The following is a 20836-nucleotide window of genomic DNA, read 5'->3' as shown; positions in this document are numbered from 1 at the left end:
TTTAGTGAGATGCAGGATTGAGGACGTATCCCATAAATAATATCGTCTGCGCTCGACGATCGTAAATAGCGTAGAAAAACGGGCGATCGATAATTAGATCGATTGACTCAACGACTCCAAATGCTATCATCTCAAACTCTGTGACTGCGGCAGCTTCCGTTCCTTTTTCATTCACCTCAATTGCGACTTTATGAACTAACTGACTCACCTTCAAGCTTCCCGCACCGATTCCACTCAAGTTAGCATTGTTCGTAAAAAGGTCTTCTAGTCCGAGATTGCTGAAAGAATCGTTTAATAGTTGTCGGCACTCGAGTTTTAATTTGGGCAGAAAAATATTGACACTACATCTGCAAAACTGGGACATCCAGTTTTGCCAATTATTAAAAGTCAGGAGCGTTTGAAATTCTTCAAAAGATGAGGAGGCATTGGGAAGAAAGATATACAACCCACTCGATTCATCTTCGTAAGGTAGCTGAACTGCTTGAAAATTCTCAGTTTTAAGGTAATCCAAGTCTACCATGTATTTAGCCATTGTGGGGTGCAAAATTGCACTTTCATCTGACAAAGTAAAGGTTCTATTTTCCGTTTTGCTTTCATCAAAGGGATAGCTCCAAATCCCCATAAAATAAAGGGCATTGAGGAGAATGAGAACAGAATCCCTAAGCGTTTCTTCGGAAACCAATTTAGTAATTTTATTTTTGGTCTTCTCTGCAACCCAACGATTAATGATTGTTGCGGCTTCGGGAGAATCAAAATCCAGATGAGCAACCTCGCTTTCATAGAACGTTTTTAAGCCTCGGACAAATTCCTTATCTAGGGAAATTCCGGGTTTTACCCACACTGAATTAGCAGAGGTTAATTTATCGGGTTCTGCCTCAATCTGTGTCGAATCGACCCAATACTCCCAGTCCACTTCTCGAACAATCTCTTTAAGTTTTGAGAGGAGCGATTGATTGGCTGTATTAATATCTTCTAAACTGAGTCCTTCTAGCCCTAAAACTTGCTCGATTTTCTGTTTGGTGTCTCCTCGCGCGCCGTTATAAAGCATGACCAACGCGATCGTGATACTAAATGGAGAGAGCGAGATGTTGGTATTGGGATTATTTTCGGTCAGTTGCGAGAGTAATTGAAAGCCAAAGCTGTTATAGGCGCTAGCGAATTGATATAGTTTTCGAGCATCGATTGGTGCTTGACTCATCGTCTCTCCCTACCTTCTCTGCCAATTCCTCTTCATTTTAACGGGACTTTGACAACTTTGCGGCACAAAAAGGGCTGAAAGCCTTGTTCCACGCCGATTTTACGTCGAAGGCGTAAAATCGGCTCAAACGTAGTTGTAGTCAGGGTTCAGGTGTTTTCGACCTAATTTTATTGATATATAAGGCTTTCAGCCCTTTTTGACTTAGATTTTTGTCAAAGTCCCGTTAAGTCTTTTCGAGTTTATAGCAACAGACACATCGGTGAGGACAATCCAATCAGTCGAAAAACGGGCGAATGCTATTCGCTCCTACCCAAAACTGGTATCACTACCTTGGCGATGGCTATACTTTTGGGTGGGGAAATTTTAAGGGCGCGATCGCGCATTGAAAAAGGGAGTCATCATGACTCCCGATTCGTATTTCTGGGAAATGCAGCGATTGCACTGTGAATTATAAGAAAACCCCTGCAATGCCTTTTTTTAATGGGCAATCGCAACAATGGCACTAGCGATCGCTTGCATATTGGTTGCGATCGCGTCGGTTAACTGATGCGTCACAGGCCAACTATCCACCACCATTCCCGCGCACAGCAGCATCATATACAAAATCGAATACTTGAACGCAGATTTGGCGATATCTTTATCCTCGGGCGCTTGCTTTAACTGCCAAGCTTTTTTCAGGAACATAGCCCCGAGTAGGGCAGCAAATACCCCGTAAACCGCACCACAAACGCCCAAGGGATAAATTAACAAAAAGGTCGCCGCGATCGTTACTAAGGTATAAGGCCAAATTTGTCGCGCCGTTTCGGTTTCCCCTTCGACTACGGGTAACATCGGTACGTTGACTTGGGCGTAGTCATCTTTAATCATCAAGGCTAGCGACCAAAAATGCGGCGGTGTCCACAAAAAGATAATCAGGAACAGCAACCACGCCGCCCAGCTAACGTCACCCGTTACCGCTGCCCAGCCGACGAGGGGCGGAATCGCGCCCGCCGCGCCGCCAATGACGATATTTTGCGTCGTGTGGCGTTTGAGGGCGTGGGTGTAGATGAGCATATAAAAGACAATACCGGACATGGCGAGGAAGGCCGCCAGTAGGTTGACGAACAGCGCGAGGAGTGAGAAGGAGAGTACGCCGAGCGCAATCCCAAACAGCAGGGCGTGGCGCGGTTGCACTCGCCCGGAAGGGATGGGACGCGATCGCGTGCGTAGCATTTCGTAGTCGATGTCGCGATCGTAAATGCAGTTAAAAGTTTGAGCGGAAGCAGCGGCGAGGGTTCCGCCTGCGAGGGTGATGAGGGCGAGGACGGGATCGACTTGTCCCTGCGATGCGATCGACATGGCGGCTGCGGTGGTAATCAGCAGCAGCGGAATAATCCGAGGTTTGGTGAGTTGGTAGTAACTTTTGAGAACTTCGCGGAAGTTCTCGTTGAGGGGAGAGAGTGTTGTTGTCCCAGTCATTATTCCGATTTAGTTTTTTGAAAGGGTTTAAGCAGTAAGCTGTTGGCGATCCCGAAGGGCTCGAGGCACGACATCCCGAAGGGCGAGGACGGAGAAGGTGACTAAAACGCCCAGGAGAGCCGCACCGACAGCTTGATGGCTGACGGTGAGAGGTTCGACTTGCAAGTGTAGGTAAAAGGTGGCAACGCCGAGGAGGATTTGCACTAAGACTAAGCCGCCTGCGATTTTAGCGAGCGATCGCAGCATCGGGTGTAAAGCAGGTCTTCGCCAAGCGACAAGGGTGACGAGGAGCGTTGCTAGCGTCGCGGGAACAACACCCCACAAATGACTATTCATCACCGCACAGAGTTGCGAACCGCTCAGGCATTGGTGTAGCGCCCAACGAGAACCGACTAAGGCTCCGAGCAAACTTTGTAAATAGATTAAAGTTGCAGCAACGATCCCCATCCAGGGAAGTCGCCCGGAAACGCCAGTACCGCGATAGGGCAGCAGCATTGTGCCGATAACCAGCAAGGTACAGAAGAAAAGGAGGGCAGTGCCGAGGTGGGCGGTAACGATATCGAAGCGCAGCAGTTGCGTGACGGTTAAACCGCCGAGAACCCCTTGAAACAGGACAGTGCCGAGGGCAAATAAGGAAGCCCAAGGCAGCCAAGCGGGGAGTTCGCGACGAAACCAGAATGAGAGTCCCACCAACGCGATCGCGCTTAAGCCAATGAGAGCGGCATCCAAGCGGTGAAACCATTCTAGGAATACCTGTAGATTCATCTGCGCGCTGGGGATTAACTGCCCGTAACATAACGGCCAATCGGGGCAAGCGAGTCCTGCATTCATCACCCGCGTGGCGCTGCCCACCGCCATTAACAGCCAAGTTGCTACGGCGATTTTCCAGACGAAGCGGCGAATCCAATCGGCGGGGCGGGAATCTGCCCGCTGAGGCGCTAGATTTTTTTGAAGGATGGATTCGGTCATAAATCGTTTGTTAACTTTGCTGAAGTTTATCGAAATGCGAGTACGCGCTTTTGGGAATTTACTCGCGGGGGTTGCATCGCAGCCGTTTTAACTTCCTTACAATATGGGCTTTTTTTCCGCGATTTTGCCAGTCCTTTAGGTAATCTTCAGATTGAGGTGCAATCTGATATTAATTTTTATGACAAAACTTTAGATTTTCTTCATTAAGAAAGTTGCGATCGCGACAGCAAATGGTTGTCCCATAGTTGCAGCGATCGTTAGGGGTGTACAGCGGTTTTCGATTGGATGAGATACACCCAACGGGTGCAAAGCTTGCGCCCCTACTTTTTTGCTACCCTTTTGTAGGAGACGCTTCGCAGCGCGTGCAAACTTCCAGAGGCGATTGAGAATCGATCGATAATCTTGGGTTGAATGGCACTGAAATAAGAATTGAAAAATCGCCGTAGAGACGTTGTATACAACGTCGTTATTGATATTTCGTAGGGTGGGCAGCGCCCACCCGCCTTAAGTCAGTGCCATTCATCTTTGGTTAAATCGTGCTTTAAGAATCACCTAAATCTTCGATCTGTTGCTTGAGGGCTTCTAATTCTTCTTGCTCCTCTAAATCCACCATTCTTTGCTCCCATCGCCTTTCAGATAATACCGGCTCAACTTGGTATAGTATTTTCAAATAGGTATCGCGAGTATTGATTGTTTGTTTGAGAATTTCTAGCTCTCTTTCCACTTCTAGAGAGCGCCAACGTTGCTCGTCTTCATGCTCCCTGCATATTACTTCAAGAGCCAACCAATTTTCATAAAAATTGTATGAGCGATCGCTCCCGACAATAGCTTTATGCAGCCCGTAAATTCCCAACCCAAAAACCCCACCCACTACCGCCATTGTTCCCATCCCGATTCCCATTGCCGCACCGCCGACGCTAAGCCCCATCCCGCCTATCGTCGCTGAAACACTCACACCGCCTAACGCTCCAATTCCGATCGCGCCTAATGCCGTTGCATCTCCCGTTTTTAACGCTTCCAATCCTCCGAACGTAGCCGCGCCAACCATTGCGCCTGCCCCCGTCATAATCCCCATTCCCAGACTCATACCGCCGAAGCTGCCAATGAGTCCCATTCCGCCCACTGTAGTCGAAAGGTTAGCCCCAATTGCCGCACCACTCGCTATCGCGATTGTGCTTTTCTCTAAATCTTTAGCGTTAAACATTAGTCCCTTCTATCCAAAAGTTATCCTTTCTGAAATGGAAAATTATATTTTCGATTTTTACCCTTAATATTACGCTGTCGAATCGGCTCAAATCTCCAATCTTCCAATTCAGATGCGAGAGCGAGCTAGTCAACAATAATCCCAAAAGTCCGTAACTTTTGCGGTAAGCAGTCGTCCAAGTTCTTAATATCCTCATCCGACAGTTCGATTAAATTAAAATTGTTTTGATTATAAATGCGCAATTTTTCTTGCTTGCGCGCTAAGTAATCCGGATTTTGGTCGTAGCCCCAATACTCAATATAAACTTTTTCCTTGGGAATATAAAAATCGCAGTAAACTTCTTCATCAATCGGAAGTTTTCGCTCGTAAGCATGAGCAATACCGGCTATATAGAGGTAATTATCAACGATTACTTCTGCTCTAGAACGCACCCAATGCCCATCGGTCGTTCGATATTCTCCAGCTTTAAATTTTTGACGAAATCCCGCTTCTTACAAATTTTCTGAGATTATTGACGGTTCGCTTTCAGTTTTATTTCCTTTAACAATTTCCTCAATAAAGATTTTATTGTCGAGAATTTCTCGATCCCAAACAACATATTTATTGCCATTCTGCTCGTCGTGTTTTTGCACTGCACCGAAATTCAAGCCCAAGCGCGTCGCCTCCCAGCCATTAAAAACTTTATTGATTAAGCCGAGTTCGGCTAGGAGAGGATTTACTTTATTAATTGGCAATCCTAAGTGTTCGCTAATTTTAGTAGCTGAGAGGAGTGAGGAAGAAACTGGAGGGCGAATAATCGGTTTAGGAGGAGGGTTAATAGGTGCAACCGATGTTTGTTGCTGTTGAGTTGCTTTCCAATGTCCGTAACATAGCTTGTGACCGGCTTTGGAAACCAACTTATTACAACCCGGAAAACTACAAATTTCCATATTACTCCCCTCAATTAAAAATACAATAGACGCAAGTCAATCCAATTATTATCTACTGGATCGAGTTTGACTACGATATTTATACGCAATTAGCACCATTATATTAACCCAAGATTGAGCAGAGCAGATTCGATTCTGTGCAACGTTATATTCAATTAATATTACAGCAATCGCTTAAAGTCTTAATGTTTTATAACTTTTTTAAAAAATCTATAAGTACAACTCGCTCGTTAAAAATTGCACGGATTGTATCATTATTACTGTAATCAACAATAACCTCAATCCCTTTAAATTCTCCTCGAGGAGTATCGAGGTCAAGTGTATCGATCTGGTTTAGAGCATCATCTAAATCATCAAATTTATATTTGATTCCAAATATAGGAATAATAATAATTTGCGTAATATAACGCTCTAAACAGTTTTTCAGAACGCTCATAAAGCGCTCGATTTCGGAACTAGCAGCTTCCAGTAATGCCTGCCTCAATTTATCTTTATCAGATTTCTTTATCGTTGCTAATCTTTTTGAAGCGCTCGAATAAATCTCGTCTAGAGTTTCTTCATCAAAAGCAATATCAAAATCAATCTGTGCAAAAGCTCTAACCACATCTTGATAAGGAATATAGATCAGTGAAAACCCGTTATTTTCAAGTTGAGCTAATGCCGAATTTGTAAAATCTCCAGCTAATACTGCTCCATAAAATGGGGCTGATAAATGATGAAGTTCGATAATCGGTAAAATAGCACCTTGAATTTCTTGTGCTTTATTTTTTGAGTGTTTAGTATATCTACGCCATGCAGACTCAATAAATGCTACTGGTTTACCTCTTTGAGTCTCTGTGCCGCCTATCTCAATTACAAAGTCTAAGTCGTGCTTGTTTCCATACTTGTCCTCCCAAGTAACTTTTTTGCCGGTTCGAGCTAGCCGAGTTCTTTGCCAGTCAAGATAGTATTCTTTGCTATCTGTAAACTCTTGCAATCGAGGCTTTAATAAATCGTAAAGTACAATGTCTTCAAGGAGCTTACCAAGATTCTGACCAAACTTATGAGAGGGAGATTGTGCCATACCTTACCTTAGCCTTCTATCCAAAGTCGTCCTTCCTGAAGTGGAACGTTATGTTTTCGATTTTTCCACTTAATATTACGCTGTCGAATCTGCTCAAATTCCCAAGATTTAAATCCTGATGCGATCGCGAGTTTCCCGATCCATTGCTCGACAGGAACGTATATTCCATAAGGGGCAGAATCTCCAATCACAAAGCAAATTTTTCCCTTCGGAACGGTAACGCGCCGCAATGACTGAAAAACTAATCCTAAATCGTTAAAATAGGCAGCAATCATGGTATGGTATGCTTTATTACCACCTTTTGTTCCTCGAACTTGCTCTAGCGCTTGACAGACAGGAATCATTTCATCTCGAATTGGCTCAACAATCGATGAGTTGATTAAGTCATCTAACTTCAGTCTCTCTTTAGAAGCGTGTTGCGAACTCGAGCGAATGAGGAATTTACGGGCTGCTTCGTGTAAATCTCCCCAAGTATTAACTTCGCCCCAAAACGTCATTTCAAGGCGCGTAGCGTCAGCATAATCATAATTATTAGCATAAGGGGGAGAAGAGATGACTAAATCCACAGCGCGATCGGGAATACTTTTTAAACTTCGCGCATCTTCTCGAATCAAAATCGCTCGACTCGACGGGGCAATCGATTGAAAGAATTTCAAGTCTTGTCCCATTATCTGAGCTTGCTTTTCAAGTGCTTCAAATGGCTCGAGAAATCTCGTCTTCTGCTTATTGGGAAGAATATATTGCCATTGGGCAGTCCCAACATGACTGGACGATCTTAAGATAGCAGATATTGTTAGAAAGACAAGACTCTGAAGCGGATCAGATAATAATGGAGCAAGTTCAAAATAAGATTGTTTGATTTTAAAAAGATCGATTAATATTTTATCTAGATAGCATTTTCGGAGTAAAGTTGATGTATTGGGTGGTAAATCAAGCTTTAGTTTGAGTGCCATGCTTTTAAGTTCTGCAACAGCATCTAAAAATTCCTGAATGTCTGTTTCCCACGCCAGTTTCCCTTGAGCTAGTTTGTAAACAAAAGGATGAGCTTCAATCCCGAAAGAATTTATCCCTAGGCGATCCGCAGCTATACAAACCGTCCCGGATCCTGCAAACGGATCGAGAATTGTTTCAGGTTTCAACTCTGCGATCGCGTTTTCGACCCAAATGGCAGAGAATCCGGCTGAGTAACGAAACCATCGATGAACGGGCAATTTCATGTTATCTGTGAAAGTTCCCGCCCTCTCCGAAACGATTTGCGAGTGAGAAGTCTCGTACAAGTCGGAGTTTGTACTAAAGAGTGAAAGCTGCGAAAACTGAGTCATAAAACCCGCTCGGATCGTAATCTTTTATTAGTAACGAGTCATTAAATCATCTTTGCGGGATCGACAATGCGATCGAATTCTTCGGCGGAAATATACCCTAATTCCAAACAAGCTTCTTTCAAAGTTAAATCTTTTTCTGAAGCAAAATGAGCGACTTTTGCGGCTTTATCGTAGCCGATCGCGGGACTCAATGCCGTGACTAACATCAGGGATTGTTCGAGGTAATACTCGATTTTTTTGCGATTAGGCTGCAAGCCATCCAGCAGGAAGTCGGTAAAGTTATTGCAACTATCCCCCAAAATTTTCGCCGATTGCAGCAGGTTGAAAATCATCATCGGTTTGAAGGTATTCAACTCAAAATGTCCCTGAGAACCGGCAACCGCGATCGCGGTATCATAACCGATAACCTGCGCCGCCACCATCGTCATTGCTTCGCATTGCGTCGGGTTCACCTTCCCCGGCATAATCGAAGAACCGGGTTCGTTTTCCGGTAGCAATAATTCCCCGAAACCGCAGCGGGGGCCGCTTCCCAGCCAGCGAATATCGTTGGCAATCTTCATCAGGGAACAAGCCAGCGTTTTAAGCGCGCCGCTTGCCATTACCATTGCATCGTGGGCGGCGAGGGCGGCGAATTTGTTGGGGGCGGAAACGAAGGGATAGCCCGTCAGTTCGGCAATTAGATGCGCGGTTTTTTCGGCAAATCCCGGCGGTGCGTTCAGCCCGGTTCCGACTGCCGTTCCACCGATCGCGAGTTCGTACAAATCGGGTAATGTTGCTTCAATACGCCGGATATCTGCATCCAACTGCGCAGCATAACCGGAAAATTCTTGTCCGAGGGTGAGAGGGACGGCATCTTGCAGGTGAGTGCGACCGATTTTGATAATATCGGCGAAATCTTCAGCTTTTTGCTGCAAGCGATCGCGCATTTTTCGGACGGAGGGCAGCAGTCGTTCTTGGATTGACAAAACTCCTGCAATGTGCATCGCCGTGGGAAAAGTATCGTTGGACGACTGAGACATATTTACATGGTCGTTGGGATGAATGGGCGTTTTGCTGCCCATCACTCCACCCGCAAGCTCGATCGCGCGGTTGGCGATAACCTCGTTCGCGTTCATATTCATCTGCGTGCCGCTTCCCGTCATCCAAACGCGCAGGGGGAAATGAGCAGCTAATTTGCCCTCGATAACCTCTTCGGCAGCTTTAACGATGAGTTCCGCCGTTTCTGGAGAGAGTTTGCCGAGTTCCTGGTTCGCGATCGCGGCAGCTTTTTTAAGAATCCCAAAACTATGCACCACTTCCGTCGGCATTATATCGTCGCCAATGGAAAAATAAGCAAGGGAGCGCTGAGTTTGCGCTCCCCAATAGCGATCGCACGGAACCGCGATCGCGCCCATACTATCGGTTTCTTGACGAGTTTTCGACAGATCGGCTTCTAACATTAATAATGAAGAGTGAATGGAGAAGAATGCAGTGCTAATTTTCAATCGTTAGCAACTATCAACGCTCCATTATCCATTATCAATTGTCAATTATCAATTAACCCAAATCTTCTTTCTTATGCAAGTGGGCTTCTAGGAACCACAAACGCATATCAATCGTGCGAGAAACTTCGGTGTACAAATCCGAAGTATCGAGATCGCCTAAATCTGCCGTTTCATCGATCGCATCGCGTAAATGTTTTGCAAAAGCTGCATAGCGATCCGCAAGCGCCGTAATATGTTCGATTCCGTCCACCGCATCGGCAGGATATTCCGACAAAATCGACTCGCTGGCTGCAACGCGCACAGTCCCTAAAGCAACACCGCCTAGGGTTGTAATGCGTTCTGCCACCATATCAACGTAGCCTTCCACTTCACCCGCGAGGGTGTCAAACAATTCATGGAGTTGGAAAAAATCAGATCCCTTAACGTTCCAGTGCGCTTGTTTGATTTGCGATTTCAAATCGCTGCTGGCGGCGAGGGTTTTGCTCAAAAGCTCTACTACTTGCTGACGAACGTCTGCCGGGAGGTCGTGGCGCGTCGGAAAGAAATTTCGCTTCGTTTTGACTTTTTCATGAGTCAGTGCTTCAGCAGACATCTTTAGAGAACTCCAGTTACAAGATTTAATTTCAGTTTATAGTGCTTCCCAACTGAGGGGGACAGTCGGAAGGCTGAAATTGAGTTTAGAGCGAGTGGGTTGGGGCGCAAAATTCTTGACTTGCGCCCTTTTGCTGCGAACTTTATCCCAAGCGAGGATAGCTTGCGAGTTCGACCCCCTTAAAGCGTAGCAAGGTAAGCTTCGAGGTCGTCAGAACCGCCAATCAGTTTGCCATCGATGAAGACTTGCGGAGTCGTCGCTTCGCCGGAAACCGCTCGTAAGGTTTTGGTGGTGATACCATCGCCCAGCACGATTTCTTCGTAACCCATGCCGCGATCGCTTAACATTTTCTTAGCTTTGGCGCAGTAAGGGCAACCGGGTTTGGTAAATAAGGAAACAAAGGACGCTTTCTTCGCATCGGGATTGATGTATTTCAACATCGTTTCCGCATCCGACACCTCAAACGGATCGCCGGGAACTTCCGGTTCGATGAACATTTTGTCGATAGTGCCATCTTTCACCAACATCGAGTAGCGCCAAGAACGCGGGCCGAAACCGAGGTCTTTTTTATCGACTAACATTCCCATTCCTTCGGTGAATTCGCCGTTACCGTCAGGGATCAGCGTCACGTTGTCAGAGTGCTGGCTTTTTGCCCACTCGTTCATCACGAAGGTATCGTTGACCGAAATGCAGACAATTTCGTCTACGCCGTTGGCTTTGAAAACCGGAGCGAGGTCATTGTAGCCGGGAAGGTGCGTCGAAGAACAGGTAGGCGTGAAAGCACCGGGAAGCGAGAAGACAACGACGGTTTTGCCGCCGAATAGTTCGTCGGTGGTCTTATCAACCCATTCATCGTTGACTCGCGTGTGGAAAGTGACGTTGGGGACTTTTTGGCCTTCGCGGTTAGATAACATCGAATTTTGCTCCTTGTTTAAATCAAACTCGTTATGGTTTTATTTTCTTAATCATACTCGTAATGAGTACGAGTTGGCAAGAGCGATCGTCCTAAAACTTCTCCCCAAGCGCTAAACTTCAGTTTTAGCGCTTAGGGATTGCCTGAATTAGGCGCGCTTGAATGGTATTGATTAAGGAGTGTAAGCCTTGCGTCCTTCGGGAGAGGCGCTTTAACGTTAAACTGAAGGCGCGCTCGACGAACTAAGCGCAAAGCTTGCGCCGTCGAGTGATTAGAGTCTCAACGCTAAAACAACGACTACTGAATGTGAATGAATCTCTTTTCATTTTTAATGGGTTCTTCGGGGAAAATGTTAGCGATCGCGATCGCGTTAGGCATTCTCAGTGGAGGCAGTAGCGCTGGTTTAATCGCCTTAGTTAGTCGCGCGATCGGCAACTCCTCCCCCCCCGCATCCCTCGCTTGGGGATTCCTCGCCCTCGCCCTCATCGCCCTCACCTCCAGCATTCTCACCCGCATCGTTCTAATTCGCCTCTCCCAAGATGCAGTCTTTCAACTGCAAATTCGCCTCTGCCAACAAATTCTCGCCTCAGAGTTTACCACCTTAGAACGCTTGGGTTCGCCGCGCTTGCTTGCCACCCTCACCGAAGACGTGCAAACCATCTCTAATGCAGTCTACATTTTGCCCTTTCTTTGTATTAATCTCGCGATCGTCGCGGGCGGCCTACTCTACATTACCTGGCTGTCCGGACAAGTTTTTATCATTGTTATGAGCATTACCGCCGTAGCGCTGCTGAGTTCTCGCGTCCTGCTGCGTTCCGGTCGTCGCTATCTCCGCCACGCTCGCAACGACCAAGATTCACTCTACCAAAACTTTCGCACCCTCACCGAAGGCATTAAAGAACTCAAACTGCACGCCTTCCGCCGTCAAGACTTTCTTAAAGAAGACTTGCAACCCACCGCCGAACGCTTTCGCCGCCATAACGTGCGCGGCTTGAGTATCTTTGCAACGACGGATAGTTGGGGAAAACTGATCTTTTTCTTTGCGATCGGTTTGGTGTTATTCATCCTGCCCCATTGGTTGAATATCGCACCGCAAACCCTAGCGGGGTACGTTCTCACCTTTACTTATTTAATGGGGCCGATGGAAAATATCGTCAATAAGCTACCCCAAATTAGTAAAGCCAATATTGCCTTAGAAAAAATACAAGCGCTCGGTTTATCGCTCCAAGAACGGGCAGAATCGAGCAATCGCAAGCCTCTATTTCCGATTCTCAAAACTCCAGTTCTCGAACTCAAAGATGTTACCCTCACTTATCCCAGCGATGACGATACGCAATTCAGCTTGGGGCCGATAGACCTCACTTTTAAACCGGGGGAATTAGTTACGATTGTTGGGGGGAATGGAAGCGGAAAATCGACCCTCGCTAAATTAATTACGGGGCTTTATATTCCCGATCGCGGCGAAATTCGTTTGAACGGAGAGTTGATTACCGCAGAGAATCGAGAATGGTATCGCCAGCATATATCGGCAATTTTCTCTGATTTTTACTTATTCGATCGCTTGTTAGGATTTGAGGTCGAACATCTGGATGAAATTGCTCGCCATTATCTCAAACAACTTCACCTTGAAGGGAAAGTGAAAATTGAAGGCGGGAAGTTTTCGACGACGGCGCTATCCCTCGGACAGCGCAAACGCTTAGCCCTGTTGACGGCGTACCTCGAAGATCGCCCGATTTATCTATTTGATGAATGGGCGGCGGATCAGGATCCGGCGTTTAAGGAAATTTTCTATTTGCAACTGTTACCGCAACTGCGCGATCGCGGTAAAATTGTTCTCGCGATCGGTCACGACGACCGCTATTTTCACTGCGGCGATCGGATTATTCAACTCGATTACGGGCGCGTTGTCCAGCAATAGTTCAAGAACAATAATCGAGAAAATTCGGCTATAATTCTGATTAATACCAGATTGATGGGTCGCTGCATAGAATGAAAAGTAGGGTGTGTTAGCGAAGCGTAACGCACCGTTATACTGAGAATTTAGGAGAGTTGATTCTAGGCAACGCAATCTTAAATTGGTATGAGTCTCATGAATCAAGAGAATTTCATGATTCTGTTAATACCAGTTTAGTGTAACGTTGTATAGATTGTATTTTTATCAATTCCTTTTTCAAGATAATGGTGCGTTACGCTTCGCTAACGCACCCTACTTTATATTATAGAGAGGTCTAGTAGGGTGGGCAGCGCCCACCAGCTAAGACTTTTATGCGTTAAGAAACGTATATTCACAAGCAAGTGGCGCTATAAAAGGTCTAGTAGGGTGGGCAGCGCCCACCAGCTAAGACTTTTGTACGTTAAGAAACGTATATTCACAAGCAAGTGGCGCTATAAAGTTGGTTATTTTTAAGACAGCTTTCGCTGAATTCAAGTCAATATCGCCTCTCAATTCCAATAAAAACGCCCCCACCCCAATGAGTAGGAGCGCATTGATTTAAACCCGAACTTTACGAAACAAAAGGACGAGATTGAGAACCTAATTCTTGTTCCAAACGCATCAAGTTTTCAATTCGGGCTTCGGTGGATGGGTGCGTCGAGAATAAGTTACCTAAAAATTGACCGGAGAAGCCGTTCATAATCAATAAAGGTTCAAACGCAGGGTTGCCATCAATCGGCAGCCGTTTAGCGCTGTTAGAGAGGCGTTGTAGCGCATTGGCAAGGGCGCGAGGGTTGCCCGTTAATTGGGCAGCACCGGCATCGGCAGAAAATTCGCGGGTGCGGGAGATTCCCATCTGAATAATCGTAGCGGCTAAGGGTGCAAACATGACCGTCAGCAGCATTCCCAAGGGGTTTGGGCCATTGTCATTGTCGCGCGAACCGCCAGAAAACCACATCCCGTAGCTTACCATTTGCGCGAGGAAAGAAATCGCTCCGGCGATGGTGGCGGTGACGGCTTGGGTTAAGGTGTCGCGGTTGGCGACGTGGCTGAGTTCGTGGGCGAGAACGCCTTCAACTTCGTCGGGGGGAAGGATGTTTAAGAGTCCTTCGGTAACGGCGACGGCAGCGTGTTCGGGATCGCGTCCGGTGGCGAAGGCGTTAGCAGACTGGGTGGGAACGATATAAACGGCGGGCATGGGCAGTCCAGCGCGATCGCTCAATTTCTGCACCATTTGGTACAATTCGGGGGCTTGGTTGTAACTGACGGCTTGCGCGCCGTAAGCGGCTAAGGCGATGCGATCGGAATAGTACCAAGAACCGAGGTTAGTCACGGCTGCGAGGACAACCCCAGTGATTGCCCCCGTCCAACCGCCAATGAGAAAGTAACTGACGGAGATTAGCAAACCGCTCAGTAGGGCAAGTAAAGCAACAGTTTTTGTTTGGTTCATATTTATCGTTCGCCCTCCTCAAGTTATCGGGGCTAGGTTTCTCAAGTCTTTATGTTCAATTGTAGCGACGGGTTATTTCTGAGGGCTTTGAGAAATAACCGATCGCGCCTTGTTCGGTTATTCTTGCAAAATGGTTTTGGAGACGATGCGGGTTTTCTTGCGATCGCTCTCCGATAAGTCTTCGCCGGATTGCAGTTGGGTTGCGCTGCGTTGTAAAACCGTTGCGGCGCTGTTATCGCCCAGTTGCAAAGCCGTTTTTGCAGCCGTTTGCAGCATCGTTGCGGCTCCCACGCGATCGCCTTGTTGCAACTTCGCTTCAGCAATTTGCGTTTGTCGGTACTTCGCCAGCGCTAAAATCGCATTCTGCACTTCGGGATTGGGCGAAGGGACGTAAGCTGCTTGCACTTCGGCGAAAACCGGCACTTTTTCCGATACTATCCCCGATTGTCCCGCCACCGGATCGTCGTAGCGAACTTGCACGTTCGCAATCACCTGTCTGCCCGGGGCGAGTCTACCGATATAAAGATTCGCCAACACCACGCGCTCTTCCTTCATTAAATCGCCCAATCGCACGGCAATTTGCGTACCTTCATTGAGGACGGGCAATTCAATCGTTTCGGGGGCAACTTGGGCGATGGGTTTGAGTTCGGCGAGGCGAACGTTCGGCATCAATTCAAAGACTAAATGAGCGTTGGTTAAACCCACCGATTGAGCGCGCTGGAATAAACGTCCGAATTCATTAGTCGCCTGTTCTGGGGTTTCGATATAAGAAAGCGCGCCGCCTGCGGTATCGGCAATCCGTTCTAAAACGTCTTGGTTCCAATGCTTGCCAAATCCGAGGGCATTTAAGGTAATGCTATTTTCCGAGGCGATTTCTGCGAGTTTTACGCAGCGTTTGTTGTCGCCGTGTTCGTTTTCGCCATCCGTCAGCAGAAAGATTTGCGAGTTATTGTCCTGCTTGCCTTTAGAGACTTCTTCGAGTCCTAGTTTAATCCCTTCATCGATCGCCGTACCGCCATCCGCCCTCAACTTTTCGATTTGCCGTTCGATCTGTCCGATGTCCGAGGGTTCTTGGTTGGGAACGATAGTTTTAGCGCGATGGTCGAAGGCTACCAGAGAAATGCGATCGCTCGGATTTAATTTTTCTAACAGCGCGATCGCCGCACTCTTAACGGTTCTTAATGGTTCGCCCTCCATCGAACCGCTATGGTCGAGAACGAGACAGAGATTTAAGGGCAAGCGTTCGTTACCCTCGGATACCGCCGCAAGCGAAATCGATAACTGTCGCTGGCTGTTGTTTTGAGTGGCATCCAGATGAGAATCGCTTAAGATCGGTTGCAAACTGACTTTCATGAAGTTGAGGCTCCTGCTCGGGCGGTATTTTAAATCTCTTCAAGTCTAGTACCGGCTTCTACGGAATTCCAACTGCCTTGGGAGGCAAAATCTCTCCCCAACGCGATCGCAACCCTTTAAACTTCGTAATCGACCGCTAAAATATTGGCGAGGATCGGTTGGATTAAGTTTTGCACCACTTCGGTATGGGCGGGGTGCGGTTGATAGAGTTCTAAATCCTTGCGATTGCGAAAGCGGACGATAAGCGCGTGTTGGAATCCTTGGGAGCGATCGCTAAAATTCTCCCCGCAGGTTAAATCGACAATTTCAGGAATTTTGTTCTTGAGCGCTTTCAATCCACTCATCACGGCGGCAATCTCGCTGGGGGCGGTTCCTTCTTTCCATTTGAATAAGACAATATGTTCGATCATGTCAATCAGGCAGTGCGTTCTATCGTGAGTTGGTTCGGTATCGAGCCGCGTACTCAGTTAGGATTTTACGCCATCCCGGAGCGTTCCGCTTTGCGGTGCGCGCCCTCACTCCCTCTTTGCTTGAATTTTTCGCGGGTGGTTTCAGTGACGTGAGGGTTTGAAGCGGGGACTACAATCTGTAGAGTATGCGATCGTACTCTCACCTCCTTCTCTTTAATTCTTCACGAGCAGTATCACTGACGAAAAGGCTTGAATCGGTGGCTAATGTCTCGAGGCAGGAAACGGGAGTTTTCGGATTTTCAGCAACCCTCCAGCGAACCCACTCGCTAGTATCCTGCGACAATTGTTTGAGGAGGGAAACGGAAGTTTTCGGATTGTTAGCAACACCCCCGCGAACCGCCTCGCTGGTATCCCGCGACAATTTTTCGAGGAGGGAAACGGGAGTTTTCGGATTCATAGCAACACCGTCGCGAACCAACTTGTCAGTATCCCGCGACAATTGTTTGAGGAGGGTAACGGGAGTTTTCGGATTTTTAGCAACACCCTCGCGAACCCACTCGTCAGTATCCCGCGACAATTGTTTGAGGCAGGAAACGGGAGTTTTCGGATTGTTAGCAACCATTCTGCGAATACCTTCATTAAGACTTCTAGAAAACTCTTCTAACCGATGAGTTGGTAAATCGTGAATCTTTCGCGTCAAACGATCGAATAACTGAACTGAGCCTGAGCCGGACTGAAATGAGCCGGGAGGAATTCGGAAACCTTCGAGCAATGCTTGCTGCGTGCGAGGATGAAATAGAAGAGTCTCTATTGTAACTTCGGGAAGCATTTCAACCCAGTTGGGGTTTTCCAGGGAAAGCAGGGGGAAAACGGGATTATCGCAAAATTCATCGGGGAATTCCGCTCCCAATTTAAATAAAACTTCTAAGGGAGTATTCGGATTTAGGGTGACGTTCTGGCGCGTTAATCGATCTTCGCTCGTACTGAGTTCTGCGAGCAAAGTGGGGGGCGCAGTGATATTTTTAGCTACAATTCTCGCTAATTCTAAGCTTTGTCCTGCGAGTTCGGTTAAGCGAGGTGCGGGCGTAGTTTCGCTGTTCGCTTCTCGTTCAAGTGAGAATAAGTTTACGGTATTATCTGGCATCATCTACTGCACCTCCCTTCCAGCTTCCCGCTCTAAAATTAACGTTAATCAAGAATTTAGCTTAATAGCGTACTCGGTTTTATCTCCAGAGTATTTGCGAATTACTCTCGCCTCTTTCCCTTTAATGCTCTGCCAGCAGTATCACTGACGGAAAGGTTTGAATCGGTGGCTAATGTATCGAGGCAGGAAACGGGAGTTTTTGGATTTTGAGCAACACCGTGGCGAACCTTATAGCTCGTATCCTGCGACAATTGTTCGAGGCAGGAAACGGGAGTTTTGCTATTGTTAGCAATACTCCAGCGAACCCTATCACTCGTATCCTGCGACAATTGTTTGAAGAGGGAAACGGGAGCTTTCAGATTGTCAGCAACCAACACGCGAACATTTTCATGAATACTTCTAGAAAACTCTTCTAACCAATGAGTCGATAAAGCGCTAATATTTAGATTCCAATCATAAAATAATAAATCATGTAAGTTGGGATGATTTCGACAACCTTCGAGCAATGCTTGCTGCGTGCGATGATGAGATAGAAAAGTTTGTATTGTATCTTCGGGAATCATTTCAACCCAGTTGGGGTTTTCCAGGGAAAGCAGGGGGAAAACGGGATTATCGCAAAATTCATCGGGGAATTCCGCTCCCAATTTAAATAAAACTTCTAAGGGAGTATTCGGATTTAGGGTGACGTTCTGGCGCGTTAATCGATCTTCGCTCGTACTGAGTTCTGCGAGCAAAGTGGGGGGCGCAGTGATATTTTTAGCCACAATTCTTGCCAGTTCTAAGCTTTGCTGTGAGAGTTCGGTTAAGCGAGGTGCGGGCGTAGTTTCGCTGCTCGCTTCTCGTTCGAGTGAGGATAAGTTTACGGTATTATCTGACATCATTTACTACACCTCCCTTCCAGCTTCCCGCTGCAAAATTAATGTTAATCAAGAATTTAGCTTAATAGCGTACTCGGTTTTATCTCCAGAGTATTTGCGAATTACTCCCCCATTCTTCCCTTTGATTTTCCGTCAGCAGTGAGACTGACGGAAAGCGATGAATCGGTGGCTAACGTCTCGAGGTAGGAAACGGGAGTTTTCAGATTTTCAGCAACAGCCTTGCGAACCCTATCACTAGTGTCCTGCGACAATTGTTCGAGGAGGGAAACAGGAGTTTGCGGATTTCTAGCAACACTCCCGCGAACCCTATCGCTAGTGTCCTGCGACAATTGTTTGAGGAGGGAAACGGGAGTTTTCGGATTTTTAGCAACACCCTCGCGAACATCTTCATCAATACTTCTAGAAAACTCTTCTAACCAATGAGTCGGGAAATCGTCGTCAACTTGTAGCTGCCAACGAACAAATAACCAATATTGGTGAGTATAATTTCGGAAACTTTCGAGCATTGCTTGCTGCGCGCGAGGATGATATAGAAAAGTAAGTGCGATATCTTCGCGAAGCATTGCAACCCAGTCGGGGTTCTCTAGTGAAAGCAGGGGAAAAACGGGATTATCGAGAAATTCATCCGGAAATTCCGCTCCCAACTTATATAAAACTTCGGGAGGTGTATTCGGATGGTTAGCAACAACCCGGCGAACCGCCTCGCTAGTATCGCGCAACAATTGTTTGAGGAGGGAAACAGGAGTTTTCGGATGGTTAGCAACACCGTGGCGAACCCTATCGCTCGTATCCTGCGACAATTGTTTGAGGCAGGAAACTGGAGTTTTCGGATTTTTAGCAACACCCTCGCGAACATCTTCATCAATACTTCTAGAAAACTCTTCTAACCAATGAGTCGGGAAATCGTGAATCTCTAGATTCCAGCGAAAAAATAACTCATATAAGTCGGGATGATTTCGGCAACCTTCGAGCCATACTTGCTGCGCGCGATGATGAGATAGAAAAGCCTGTACGGTATCTTCGGGAAGCATTTCAACCCAGTTGGGGTTTTCCAGTGGAAGCAGGGGAAAAACGGGATTATCGAGAAAATCATCGGGGAATTCTGCTCCCAATTTACATAAAACTTCGGGAGATGTATTCGGATTTTGGGTGACATTCTGGCGCGTCAATCGATCTTCGCTCGTACTGAGTTCTGCAAGCAACGTGGGGGGCGCAGTGATATTTTTAGCCACAATTCTCGCCAATTCTAAGCTTTGTCCGGCGAGTTCGGTTAAGCGAGGTGCGGGCGTAGTTTCGCTGCTCGCTTCTCGTTCGAGTGAGGAGAAGTTTACGGTATTATATGACATCATTTACTACACCTCCCTTCCAGCTTCCCGCTGCAAAATTAATGTTAATCAAGAATTTAGCTTAATAGCGTACTCGGTTTTATCTCCAGAGTATTTGCAAATACTCCCCCATTCTTCCCTTTGATTTTTCGTAAGCAGTGTTCCTGACGGAAAGCGATAAATCGGTGGCTAATGTCTCGAGATAGGAAATGGGAGTTTTCGGATTTATAGCAATATCGTCGCGAACCCTATCGCTCGTATCCTGCGACAATTGTTTGAGGAGGGAAACTGGAGTTTTCGGATTGTTAGCAACACTCTCGCGAACCGCCTCGCTCGTATCCTGCAACAATTGTTTGAGAATGGAAACAGGAGTTTTCAGATTTTCAGCAATACCGTAGCGAACCCTATCGCTCGTATCCTGCGACAATTGTTTGAGAATGGAAACTGGAGTTTTCAGATTTTTAGCAACACCGTGGCGAACCCTATCACTCGTATCCTGCGACAATTGTTTGAGGAGGGGAACGGAAGTTTTTGGATTGTTAGCAACACTCCGACGAACCGTATAGCTAGTATCCTGCGACAATTGTTTGAGAAGGGGAACGGGAGTTTTCGGATTGTTAGCAACACCGTGGCGAACTCTATCGCTCGTATCCTGCGACAATTGTTTGAGGAGGGAAACTGGAGTTTTGGGATTTCCAGCAGCACTGTAACGAACATCTTCATCAATACTTCGAGAAAACTCTTCTAACCAATGAGTCGGTAAATCGTGAATCTCTAGCTTCCAACAAGAAAATAACTGATAGGGGTGGGGATGATTTCGGAAACCTTCGAGCAATGCTTGCTGGGCGCGATGATGAGATAGAAAAGTTTGTATTGTATCTTCGGGAAGCATTTCAACCCAGTTGGGGTTTTCCAGCGGAAGCAGAGGGCAAACGGGATTATCGAAAAATTCATCGGGGAATTCCGCTCCCAATTCAAATAGAACTTCTAAGGAAGTATTCGGATTTTGGGTGACATTCTGGCGCGTTAATCGATCTTCACTCGTACTGAGTTCTGCAAGCAAAGTGGGGGGCGTAGTGATATTTTTAGCCACAATTCTCGCCAATTCTAAGCTTTGTCCGGCGAGTTCAGTTAAGCGAGGTGCGGGCGTATTTTCGCTGCTTGCTTCTCGTTCGAGCGAGGATAAGTTTACGGTATTATCTGACATCATC

The 20836-nt window shown here is 46.8% G+C and carries 19 protein-coding genes; 1 reads left to right on the top strand and 18 read right to left on the bottom strand.

Translation table 11 applies throughout. The features are described from left to right. Window position 1: 1 nt before the first annotated feature. The 11 genes from H6G50_RS09785 to H6G50_RS09740 all read right to left on the bottom strand — a co-directional run bounded on the left by H6G50_RS09785 (window position 2) and on the right by H6G50_RS09740 (window position 11133). On the bottom strand, window positions 2–1198 hold the full coding sequence (locus H6G50_RS09785) for a serpin family protein (RefSeq protein ID WP_190715657.1): 1197 nt from the start codon (window positions 1196–1198) through the stop codon (window positions 2–4). A gap of 477 nt (window positions 1199–1675) precedes the next feature. Next, window positions 1676–2656 carry a heme o synthase gene (locus H6G50_RS09780; RefSeq protein WP_190715656.1) on the bottom strand — a complete coding sequence of 327 codons (981 nt, stop codon included), beginning with the start codon at window positions 2654–2656 and terminating at the stop codon, window positions 1676–1678. 27 nt (window positions 2657–2683) lie between these two features. After that, window positions 2684–3625 carry a heme A synthase gene (locus tag H6G50_RS09775; RefSeq protein WP_190715655.1) on the bottom strand — a complete coding sequence of 314 codons (942 nt, stop codon included), beginning with the start codon at window positions 3623–3625 and terminating at the stop codon, window positions 2684–2686. A gap of 541 nt (window positions 3626–4166) precedes the next feature. Next, window positions 4167–4829, bottom strand: coding sequence for a hypothetical protein (locus H6G50_RS09770; RefSeq protein WP_190715654.1), 663 nt, complete (start codon window positions 4827–4829; stop codon window positions 4167–4169). 125 nt (window positions 4830–4954) lie between these two features. Further along, on the bottom strand, window positions 4955–5260 hold the full coding sequence (locus H6G50_RS23850) for a hypothetical protein (protein WP_199302787.1): 306 nt from the start codon (window positions 5258–5260) through the stop codon (window positions 4955–4957). A 60-nt stretch (window positions 5261–5320) separates the two neighbouring features. Then, window positions 5321–5758, bottom strand: a complete 438-nt coding sequence (locus H6G50_RS23845; RefSeq protein WP_199302786.1) for a hypothetical protein — start codon at window positions 5756–5758, stop codon at window positions 5321–5323. A 190-nt stretch (window positions 5759–5948) separates the two neighbouring features. Continuing rightward, window positions 5949–6821 carry a hypothetical protein gene (locus tag H6G50_RS09760; RefSeq protein WP_190715653.1) on the bottom strand — a complete coding sequence of 291 codons (873 nt, stop codon included), beginning with the start codon at window positions 6819–6821 and terminating at the stop codon, window positions 5949–5951. Window positions 6822–6829: 8 nt separating this feature from the next. Continuing rightward, on the bottom strand, window positions 6830–8143 hold the full coding sequence (locus H6G50_RS09755) for a DNA methyltransferase (protein WP_190715651.1): 1314 nt from the start codon (window positions 8141–8143) through the stop codon (window positions 6830–6832). Window positions 8144–8184: 41 nt separating this feature from the next. Further along, window positions 8185–9582, bottom strand: coding sequence for a class II fumarate hydratase (gene fumC / locus H6G50_RS09750; protein WP_190715650.1), 1398 nt, complete (start codon window positions 9580–9582; stop codon window positions 8185–8187). A 97-nt stretch (window positions 9583–9679) separates the two neighbouring features. Further along, window positions 9680–10219, bottom strand: coding sequence for a DNA starvation/stationary phase protection protein Dps (dps, locus tag H6G50_RS09745; protein WP_190715648.1), 540 nt, complete (start codon window positions 10217–10219; stop codon window positions 9680–9682). 179 nt (window positions 10220–10398) lie between these two features. Continuing rightward, window positions 10399–11133 carry a glutathione peroxidase gene (locus tag H6G50_RS09740; protein WP_190715645.1) on the bottom strand — a complete coding sequence of 245 codons (735 nt, stop codon included), beginning with the start codon at window positions 11131–11133 and terminating at the stop codon, window positions 10399–10401. 309 nt (window positions 11134–11442) lie between these two features. On the opposite strand from H6G50_RS09740, the gene H6G50_RS09735 reads away from it, so the two are divergent. Next, window positions 11443–13050: a cyclic peptide export ABC transporter gene (locus H6G50_RS09735; protein WP_190715643.1), complete on the top strand. Its 1608-nt coding sequence runs from the start codon at window positions 11443–11445 to the stop codon at window positions 13048–13050. Between the two features lie 586 nt (window positions 13051–13636). Here the strand turns inward: H6G50_RS09735 and H6G50_RS09730 are convergent. The 7 genes from H6G50_RS09730 to H6G50_RS09700 form a co-directional block, all read right to left on the bottom strand. Next, window positions 13637–14515 (bottom strand): zinc metalloprotease HtpX, encoded by an 879-nt coding sequence (locus tag H6G50_RS09730; RefSeq protein ID WP_190715641.1) that lies wholly within the window; start codon window positions 14513–14515, stop codon window positions 13637–13639. A gap of 117 nt (window positions 14516–14632) precedes the next feature. Continuing rightward, window positions 14633–15868 carry a VWA domain-containing protein gene (locus H6G50_RS09725; RefSeq protein WP_190715639.1) on the bottom strand — a complete coding sequence of 412 codons (1236 nt, stop codon included), beginning with the start codon at window positions 15866–15868 and terminating at the stop codon, window positions 14633–14635. 116 nt (window positions 15869–15984) lie between these two features. Further along, on the bottom strand, window positions 15985–16278 hold the full coding sequence (locus tag H6G50_RS09720; RefSeq protein WP_190715638.1) for a Dabb family protein: 294 nt from the start codon (window positions 16276–16278) through the stop codon (window positions 15985–15987). A gap of 199 nt (window positions 16279–16477) precedes the next feature. Next, complete coding sequence (locus H6G50_RS09715) at window positions 16478–17425, bottom strand: HEAT repeat domain-containing protein (RefSeq protein WP_190715636.1); 948 nt, start codon at window positions 17423–17425, stop codon at window positions 16478–16480. A gap of 98 nt (window positions 17426–17523) precedes the next feature. Beyond that, the gene (locus tag H6G50_RS09710) at window positions 17524–18303 is read right to left on the bottom strand and encodes a hypothetical protein (protein ID WP_190715634.1); all 780 of its coding nucleotides are present in this window, start codon (window positions 18301–18303) and stop codon (window positions 17524–17526) included. Between the two features lie 98 nt (window positions 18304–18401). Beyond that, window positions 18402–19649, bottom strand: coding sequence for a HEAT repeat domain-containing protein (locus tag H6G50_RS09705; protein WP_190715632.1), 1248 nt, complete (start codon window positions 19647–19649; stop codon window positions 18402–18404). A 76-nt stretch (window positions 19650–19725) separates the two neighbouring features. Next, window positions 19726–20835, bottom strand: coding sequence for a HEAT repeat domain-containing protein (locus tag H6G50_RS09700; RefSeq protein ID WP_190715630.1), 1110 nt, complete (start codon window positions 20833–20835; stop codon window positions 19726–19728). Window position 20836: the final 1 nt, after the last annotated feature.

It is taken from the genome of Oscillatoria sp. FACHB-1406 (assembly GCF_014698145.1).
Lineage (GTDB): Bacteria > Cyanobacteriota > Cyanobacteriia > Cyanobacteriales > Spirulinaceae > FACHB-1406.
The sequence above is the reverse complement of the archived record's forward strand: the minus strand, read 5'-3'. Positions and strand labels throughout refer to the sequence as shown.

What these genes read in the sequence shown, in the direction of transcription:
- H6G50_RS09730 (WP_190715641.1), bottom strand. Translation starts at nt 14,515, where the DNA reads ATGAACCAAACAAAAACTGTTGCTTTACTTGCCCTACTGAGCGGTTTG.
- H6G50_RS09785 (WP_190715657.1), bottom strand. Translation starts at nt 1,198, where the DNA reads ATGAGTCAAGCACCAATCGATGCTCGAAAACTATATCAATTCGCTAGC.
- H6G50_RS09710 (WP_190715634.1), bottom strand. Translation starts at nt 18,303, where the DNA reads ATGATGTCAGATAATACCGTAAACTTATCCTCACTCGAACGAGAAGCG.
- H6G50_RS09705 (WP_190715632.1), bottom strand. Translation starts at nt 19,649, where the DNA reads ATGATGTCATATAATACCGTAAACTTCTCCTCACTCGAACGAGAAGCG.
- H6G50_RS09740 (WP_190715645.1), bottom strand. Translation starts at nt 11,133, where the DNA reads ATGTTATCTAACCGCGAAGGCCAAAAAGTCCCCAACGTCACTTTCCAC.
- H6G50_RS09715 (WP_190715636.1), bottom strand. Translation starts at nt 17,425, where the DNA reads ATGATGCCAGATAATACCGTAAACTTATTCTCACTTGAACGAGAAGCG.
- H6G50_RS09760 (WP_190715653.1), bottom strand. Translation starts at nt 6,821, where the DNA reads ATGGCACAATCTCCCTCTCATAAGTTTGGTCAGAATCTTGGTAAGCTC.
- dps (WP_190715648.1), bottom strand. Translation starts at nt 10,219, where the DNA reads ATGTCTGCTGAAGCACTGACTCATGAAAAAGTCAAAACGAAGCGAAAT.
- H6G50_RS09775 (WP_190715655.1), bottom strand. Translation starts at nt 3,625, where the DNA reads ATGACCGAATCCATCCTTCAAAAAAATCTAGCGCCTCAGCGGGCAGAT.
- fumC (WP_190715650.1), bottom strand. Translation starts at nt 9,582, where the DNA reads ATGTTAGAAGCCGATCTGTCGAAAACTCGTCAAGAAACCGATAGTATG.
- H6G50_RS09725 (WP_190715639.1), bottom strand. Translation starts at nt 15,868, where the DNA reads ATGAAAGTCAGTTTGCAACCGATCTTAAGCGATTCTCATCTGGATGCC.
- H6G50_RS09700 (WP_190715630.1), bottom strand. Translation starts at nt 20,835, where the DNA reads ATGATGTCAGATAATACCGTAAACTTATCCTCGCTCGAACGAGAAGCA.
- H6G50_RS09780 (WP_190715656.1), bottom strand. Translation starts at nt 2,656, where the DNA reads ATGACTGGGACAACAACACTCTCTCCCCTCAACGAGAACTTCCGCGAA.
- H6G50_RS09720 (WP_190715638.1), bottom strand. Translation starts at nt 16,278, where the DNA reads ATGATCGAACATATTGTCTTATTCAAATGGAAAGAAGGAACCGCCCCC.
- H6G50_RS23845 (WP_199302786.1), bottom strand. Translation starts at nt 5,758, where the DNA reads ATGGAAATTTGTAGTTTTCCGGGTTGTAATAAGTTGGTTTCCAAAGCC.
- H6G50_RS09770 (WP_190715654.1), bottom strand. Translation starts at nt 4,829, where the DNA reads ATGTTTAACGCTAAAGATTTAGAGAAAAGCACAATCGCGATAGCGAGT.
- H6G50_RS09755 (WP_190715651.1), bottom strand. Translation starts at nt 8,143, where the DNA reads ATGACTCAGTTTTCGCAGCTTTCACTCTTTAGTACAAACTCCGACTTG.
- H6G50_RS09735 (WP_190715643.1), top strand. Translation starts at nt 11,443, where the DNA reads ATGAATCTCTTTTCATTTTTAATGGGTTCTTCGGGGAAAATGTTAGCG.